The organism is Mesorhizobium sp. M2A.F.Ca.ET.067.02.1.1 (assembly GCF_004023285.1).
In the GTDB taxonomy this organism is placed as follows: Bacteria; Pseudomonadota; Alphaproteobacteria; order Rhizobiales; family Rhizobiaceae; genus Mesorhizobium.
This window is the reverse complement of sequence record NZ_RZSB01000281.1, coordinates 1-6979: the sequence shown is the minus strand read 5'-3', so window position 1 is coordinate 6979 and position 6979 is coordinate 1. Positions and strand designations below refer to the sequence as shown.

Genomic DNA, 6979 nt, shown 5'->3' with positions numbered 1-6979 from the left:
CCTAGAACCGGTTCAGCAGCGAAAACAGATGGGAGGAGCAACCAGATGCCTGTCCCGGCGTTGAGTGACAGCAGCCGGCTCACGAGGCCGCAAGCCGTGGGCCGCCGCGAAATGCTCTTTGGGAGCCGCGCTCATGCCTCCACTGGTGCTCTTTGTTATCAAGAACCTCGCCATCGGGGCGATCATCGGGTTGGCCGTGGCGTGCTGGCTCCTGGCTTTCGGCACACTCGGCAGCCATCTGTCGTCGGGCGCGGGCGACTATGTGGCTGCCGGGATGATCGCCTATTCGATGGCGTCTTGCTTCGGGATGGGATTCCTGGCCACGGCCTTGATGTTTCTGGAGTAAGCCGTCTGCCCAACGCCGATGTCCCGAGGGCAACTACCCGGCGCCTGGCCATAGGCCTGCCGCTCACCGCAACGGCCGCCGGTAACCCGCCCCTACCTTTCCGCAAATGCCCTTGCGAACGAATCCATCATCGGCCGCACCAGATATTCGAAGAAGGTCCGGTCGCCGGTGCTGATGAAGGTGTCGACCGGTGCGCCGGGATAAAGCTGTTCTCGCTTCACGCCGGGCGGCAGGGCATCGGCGATCTTCAGCCTGGCGCGGAAATAGGGCTCGTGGGTGGTTTCGTCGATCAGCCGGTCGGCTGAGATCTCGCTCACCGTGGCCGGCACCTCTGGCGTGAGCCGCGTGTTGAGCGCCGACAGCCTGAGCTTCGCCTTCTGGCCGACATGCACCTGGTCGATGTCCCTAGGCCTGAGCTTTGCGTCCACCACCAGGCCGGATGACGTGGGCAGGATCTCCATGATCTTCTCGCCGGGCGCGACCACGCTGCCTTGCGAATTATAGGTGGAGGACACGACGATGCCCGCCGCCGGCGCGGTGATCGTCGTGCGCTTCAGCACGGCTTGCGCGGCGCGCATCTGCTCCTCGATGTCGGCGAGGTTGGTGCGCACGTCGTCGAGCTTGGTCAGCGCCTCCTCGACGCGCTGCGTGGTGGCGCGCTCGGTCTGCGCTTCGGCCTCCGCGATCTGCGTGTTGGCGGAGGCAAGGTACGCCGCCAGCGCGCCGGCCTGGCCGACAAGGTCGGCCTCCGAGCGCAGCAGCTGCGAATATTCGGTGCGGTTGGTGAGGCCCTTGCTGAGAAGGTCGGTCTTGATACCGAGTTCCTTCTTCACCACCTCGGTCTGCTGCTCGATGGCCGCCTTCTGCGCGTTCAGGCCCTTGACCGACTCGCGATGCATGGCGACCCGCTGCGCCAGGATCGACTGCTCCGAGCGGAAGCGCGCAAGCCTTGCGTCGAACTCCTTCTGCTGTTCGCGGATCAGGTTCTGGAACTCCGGCTGGAACGGCGCCGGCGCGGGCTCGCTGATCGGCGCCAGCCGGTCCAGCCCGTCGCGCTCGGCCTCCAGCCGCGCGGCATTCGCCTTGAGCGCGATCCACTGCCTCGTTAGCCGGTTGAGATCGGCCTCCGGGGCGGTCCGGTCGAGCAGGATGAGCTCCTGGCCTTCGCGCACGCGGTCGCCTTCATGCACAAGCAATTGCCTGATGATGCCGCCCTCGCGATGCTGGATCAGGATGTTGCCGCCCGTGGCCGCGATCGTGCCTTGCGTGATCACCGCGCCGGCCAAAGGCGCCTGAGCCGCCCAGGTGCCGAAGCCGCCGACCAGCAGGGCGATCGCCGCGTAACCGGCAAAGGCTGTGCGCCGGAAATCGGTGCGCGGGCGGTCGTGGAAGCTGAGGCTTGGCGCGGACATCGCCTACGACCCGCGGCGGATGGTCTGCGAGGCGCGGATGACCGGAGCGAACGATCCCGTCACCACCGTGCTCCGCTGCGCGCCTGGTTGCCGCAGCACCTCGGCGCTCGGTCCGAACGCCTCGATGACGCCGCCGCGCAGGACCATCACGCGGTCGCAGGCCGCTGCGATCGAAGGGCGATGCGTGATGACGATCGTGGTGACGCCCGCCGCGCGCGCGGCCGCCAGCACCGCTTCGAGCGCCGTTTCGCCGGCGCCATCGAGATGCGTGCTCGGCTCGTCCAGCACCAGGATGCGCGGATTGCCGTAGAAGGCGCGCGCCAGCCCGATCCGCTGCCGCTCGCCGCCCGACAGCGTCCCGGCGACCATCGTCTGGTAGCCGTCGCGCAGCGAAAGGATCAGCTCATGCGCCTCGGCGCGTCTTGCCGCCTCGATGATCGCCGCGTCGTCCGCGCCTGCCTCGAAGCGGGCAATATTCTCGCTGACCGAGCCGGGGAAAAGCTCCACCTCCTGCGCCAGATAGCCGATATGCCGGCCAAGCTGGCTCTCGTCCCAGGTCCTGAGCTCGGCGCCGTCGATCCGGACCGAGCCGCCGCTCGGCTGAGTCGCCCCGACAAGCAGCCGCGCCAGCGTCGATTTGCCGGCGCCGCTCGGGCCGACGATCGCCACTGCTTCGCCGGGCTGAATCGCGAAGCTCAGCCGCTTCAGGATCGGCTCGGCGCCGAACGTCGCATTCGGCCCGATGAAGAAAAGATCCTGCGCGGCAATCGCGCCGGCCGGATCGGGCAAGGTTAGTTTGCTTGCTTGTGCCGGCTGCGCCGCAAGCGCGACCTGCAGCCGCGTCCAGGCGCGCCTGGCCTCGCCGATCTGTCGCCACGAACCGATCAGCTGGTCGAGCGGCTGCAGCGCGCGCGACGACACCAGCGAGGAGGCGAAGATCATGCCGGCCGTCATCTCGCCCTTCAGCACCAGCCAGGCGCCGGCGCCGAGGATCGCCAGCTGCAGAATCATGCGCAGCGCCCTGGAAGTGCCGCTGAAGATCGCATTGGCGCTGGCCGAGCGGTCATGCAGCACGAGCGCCTCCGCCACATGCCGTCCCCATGCGCGCGCGGCGTTTTCCACCATCCCCATGGCGCGCAGCGTCTCGGCGTTGCGGGCAAAGGCCTGCTCGGCCCGGCTGGCCAGAGCCGAGCGCTCCGCGGAGAGCGCATCGTTCCTGCCGATGGCAAGCTGGTTGGCCACGACCAGCACGACCAGCAGCGCGGTGCCGCCGAGCGTCACCCAGAACAGCACCGGATGGATGAGGTAGAGCAGGCCGAGGAAGACCGGCGCGAAGGGCAGGTCGAACAGCACCGCCACACCGCGCGAGCGGATGAAGGCGCAGACCGCGGCGAGGTCGGCGAGCGGCGACGGCCCGCTCCGGTCGCCGAGCGAAGCGGCGAAAACCGTCGCGCCCAACCTGTCATTGACGGTGGCGGCGATGCGCTGCGTGTAGACGGCGCGGACGGCGTCGAGAAAGCCGAGGAAGCCGAGCGCCGCGACTGCGATGACCGACAGATAGACCAGCGTTTCGACGCTGGAGGAGGGCAGCACCCGGTCATAGACCTGGAGCAGGTAAAGCGGGACCACCAGCAGCAGCAGGTTGATCAGCAGCGAGAACAGGCCGACATCGCTGACCGCGCGCAGGAACACGCCGCGCAGGGAAACGGGCCGCAAGCTGGTCGGAGGGCGCTCTCGCGACATTGCCCTGGACGCCTAGGCTGTGTGTTCGGCCGTGACGTTCAAATGGCTCTGCTGCAGTTCGTCCAGCGTGTAGGCGTGAATGTAGTCGATCTTCATCTGGGCCGGCGTGGCGAGATGATCCGGCGGCGCGCCGGCCTGGCCGCCGACCGCGAGATCGACCAGCATGTACATCGGCTTGTTCATGTCCGACGGGGTTGCCGCTTGCGCGACCTGCACGCCGTCATAGGTCCAGACCAGCTTGTCCGGCGTCCACAACAGGCCGTAGGTGTGGAAGCCGGCGGTATCCATGACGTTCACCGTGGATCCGACCGTCGTGTGCTGGCCCGTCTCGAGGGTATGCGCCGTCATCAGCAGCGAATTCGGCTTTTGGCCATACATCTCCACCACGTCGAGTTCCGGCGGCCACGAACCGTCTTCCGGCAGCAGCCAGAAGGCCGGCCAGGCGCCGGCGTTTTCCGGCAGGTCGGCGCGCATTTCGAAATAGCCATAGGTCTGCGAGAACGAGTCATGCGTGGTGAGCAAGCCGGAGGTGTATTCGTAATTGTTGATCAGCGGCTTGATGTCGGCCGGCGCCTGCGCCGCGGTGATGGTGAGCACGCCATTGTCGATGCTGAACGGATGCACCGAGCTGGTCGGCGCGTAATTGGCGTCGATATACCATTGCAGCTCGTTGTTCCGGGTCAGCGTGCTGCCGTTCGCCGCGCCCCACCAGAAGTTGGTGTCCCAAGTGCCGCCCTGGCTATTGTTGAGGTTCAGCGTGTTGAACTCGTCGCTGAAGGACAGCGTCATGCCGGACTTGTCGATCGGCAGCTGGAACTGGCTGGGCTGGAACTTGTCGATGGTCGTGTTCTTGAATTCGAGGATCTCGCCCGATCCGAGGTTCAGCACCACATTCGGCCCCGCCTGGATCATGCTGTCGTGGATGGCGGCGAAGGTAGTGAAGCCGTAGCCATCGAGCCGCACGGTGTCGTTCGCGGCGAAATTGACGATGGAGTCGCTGCCATTGCCCTTGGCGATGATGAAAGTGTCGGCGCCGCCGCCGCCGCCATCGATCAGCACATCGTTGCCCGCGCCGCCGTCCAGGGTCTGGCCGCCGCCCTTGGCGGTGATGATATTGTCCAGCGCATTGCCGAAGGCATAGTTGTGGGCGTTGGTGACGACGAGGTTCTCGACATTGTTGGGCAGCGTGTAGCTCATCCATGTGTTGATGGTGTCGACGCCCTGGCCGGCGTACTCGACCACTTTGTTGCTCGCCGAATAGAGGTAATAGATGTCGTCGCCTTGGCCGCCATACATGGTGACGTTGACGCCGCTGGAGGCCCAGATGGAGTCGTTGCCGCTGCTGCCGTTGAACGTCCCGGGCGAGGACGCCGAAAACCAATGGTTGGAAGCGCCGCTATAATAAAGAGGAACGCCTATCGCGTTGACGACGAAGCTCATCGGACACTCCTTCCTGGGTGGTGGCTGACTTTCAGGCCAACCTGCAAAGCCGGCCTATGGTTCCAAGGAATCGCGTCACAGTACAGTAAAAATTGCCATTCATCGATTAATGATTAGAAATGATTATGATAAGGTGTATCTAATGCAATTTAAGCGCGATAATTACACCTCGAATTACCCAATTTTACTCAATATTGCGAGACTCATGCCAAAATATTGGGCAGAATGCTGCTCGTGATCGCAATTGACCAGCGCGGCGCCCGCGATGAACGAGGGTTGAGTCGCCAAGCGCGACGGTGGACATTCGAGCCGGAAACCCGATCGCAGCACCAACGTCCTATCCCCGTCACAAAGCGGCACGGTAGCCGCGGGGCGAAAAATTTGACAGCCTCTGTCGGATCGGCTGGAGGCCGCCCGTCCTTGGGGCATCGATCAACGAAACCAGAGAGGATATCGAGACATGCCGAGCACCATCCACCTGCACCGCGTCCTGGCGACCAAGCCGGAGAAGGTCTATCGCGCATTCGTCGAGGCCGACGCGCTGGCCAAGTGGCTGCCGCCGAACGGCTTCACCTGCACGGTGCATGAGTTCGAGGGCAAGGTCGGCGGCGCCTACAAGATGTCCTTCCGTAACTTCACCACCGGCGGCAGCCATTCCTTCGGCGGCGAATTCGTCGAGCTCGTCCCGGGCGAGCGCCTGCGCTACACCGACCGCTTCGACGATCCCAATTTGCCGGGCCAGATCGAGGTGACGGTGACCTTGAAGAAAGTGTTGGTGGGCACCGAGATCAACATCACCCAGGCCGGCATACCGGACGCCATCCCCGCCGAGGCCTGCTATCTCGGCTGGCAGGAATCGCTGCGCAACCTGGCCAAGCTCGTCGAGCCGGAGATCAATCAATAGTCCCGGGCAAACCGGCGCGGTTGCCGTGATCCTCCCGCCTGGAATTGCGTCAAACCGAAAAACGTGGCGGCCGGGTTCCCGGCCGCCGCGTTCCCCAAGGTAAGCAATATTTCACCAAGCGCTGATAAAAGCCGCTGCCATGGATCGCAACAAGAACAACGACCTCTTTGTCCTGATGGCCGCGCTTGCCGCCATCGCGATCTACAACATTGCCTGCGGCATCAAGATGGGCGAAGTCCGAGGCAAGCTGCACTGGGTCGCGCTCTCGGATGATCCGACACGGTTCTGGAATATCGTGGTCGGCAATTCGATCGTCCTGGTGGGCTCGATAGCCTTCCTATGCGTTCTGTGGGTGATCAATTCACGCAAGCCGGGATGATCTGAGGCGGCGTCCTCGCCACCCTCATATCGCCCTTGTGATGCCCCCATCCACGCGAATGTTCTGTCCGGTGATGTAGGCCGCCCCGTCCGAAGCCAGGAACGAGATCGTCGCGGCGATCTCTTCCGACGTGCCGTAGCGCTTCATCGGCACACTGTCGCGGCGCTCGTTCGTCGTCGGCAGGCTGTCGATCCAGCCGGGCAGCACATTGTTCATGCGGATGTTGTCGGCCGCATAGGTGTCGGCGAAGATCTTGGCGAAGGCGGCAAGCCCGGCGCGCGCCACGGCCGAGGTTGGGAACATCGGGCTCGGCTCGAACGCCCAGGCGGTCGAGATGTTGATGATGACGCCTGATTTCTGCTTCTGCATCACCGGCGTCACCAGCCGGGTCGGGCGCACGGCGTTGAGGAAATAGGTGTCGATGCCCTTGTGCCAGTCCTCGTCGCTGATCTCGATGATCTGCGCGCGCGGCCCGTGGCCGGCGCTGTTGACCAGCACGTCGATGCGGCCCCAGCGCTCCAGCGCGCCGTCCGTGAGGCGCTTCATCATTCGACTGGTTGGAGCCGGTGACGCCGAAGCCGCCGAGTTCCTTGCCCAGCGCCTCGCCCTTGCCGGAGGAAGAGAGCACGCCGACCTTGAACCCGTCGGCCGCCAGGCGCTTCGCCGCCGCCGCCCCCATGCCGCTGCCGCCCGCCGTCACCAGAGCTACTTTTTCGCCTGCCATGTCACTGTCCACTCGTTGGAATTGTTGAAAG

The 6979-nt window shown here is 64.7% G+C and carries 6 protein-coding genes and 1 pseudogene; 3 read left to right on the top strand and 4 right to left on the bottom strand.

The features are described from left to right. Window positions 1–133 precede the first annotated feature (133 nt). Window positions 134–346, top strand: a complete 213-nt coding sequence (locus EOA28_RS19240) for a hypothetical protein (protein ID WP_126083426.1) — start codon at window positions 134–136, stop codon at window positions 344–346. Window positions 347–438: 92 nt separating this feature from the next. On the opposite strand, the gene EOA28_RS19235 is transcribed toward EOA28_RS19240, so the two are convergent. From EOA28_RS19235 to EOA28_RS19225, 3 genes are read right to left on the bottom strand one after another with little or no spacing between them, the layout of a single operon-like run. Continuing rightward, entirely contained in the window at window positions 439–1758 is a 1320-nt protein-coding gene (locus EOA28_RS19235) for an HlyD family type I secretion periplasmic adaptor subunit (protein WP_127249946.1), read from the bottom strand. Between the two features lie 3 nt (window positions 1759–1761). Next, on the bottom strand, window positions 1762–3501 hold the full coding sequence (locus EOA28_RS19230; RefSeq protein ID WP_126083424.1) for a type I secretion system permease/ATPase: 1740 nt from the start codon (window positions 3499–3501) through the stop codon (window positions 1762–1764). 12 nt (window positions 3502–3513) lie between these two features. After that, window positions 3514–4941, bottom strand: coding sequence for a family 16 glycosylhydrolase (locus EOA28_RS19225; protein ID WP_127249947.1), 1428 nt, complete (start codon window positions 4939–4941; stop codon window positions 3514–3516). A 460-nt stretch (window positions 4942–5401) separates the two neighbouring features. On the opposite strand from EOA28_RS19225, the gene EOA28_RS19220 reads away from it, so the two are divergent. Further along, window positions 5402–5845: an SRPBCC family protein gene (locus EOA28_RS19220; protein WP_126061566.1), complete on the top strand. Its 444-nt coding sequence runs from the start codon at window positions 5402–5404 to the stop codon at window positions 5843–5845. Between the two features lie 139 nt (window positions 5846–5984). Beyond that, window positions 5985–6224: a hypothetical protein gene (locus EOA28_RS19215; RefSeq protein WP_126083422.1), complete on the top strand. Its 240-nt coding sequence runs from the start codon at window positions 5985–5987 to the stop codon at window positions 6222–6224. 24 nt (window positions 6225–6248) lie between these two features. Here EOA28_RS19215 and EOA28_RS19210 read toward each other — a convergent pair. Beyond that, window positions 6249–6948: pseudogene (locus tag EOA28_RS19210) on the bottom strand (SDR family oxidoreductase). Window positions 6949–6979: the final 31 nt, after the last annotated feature.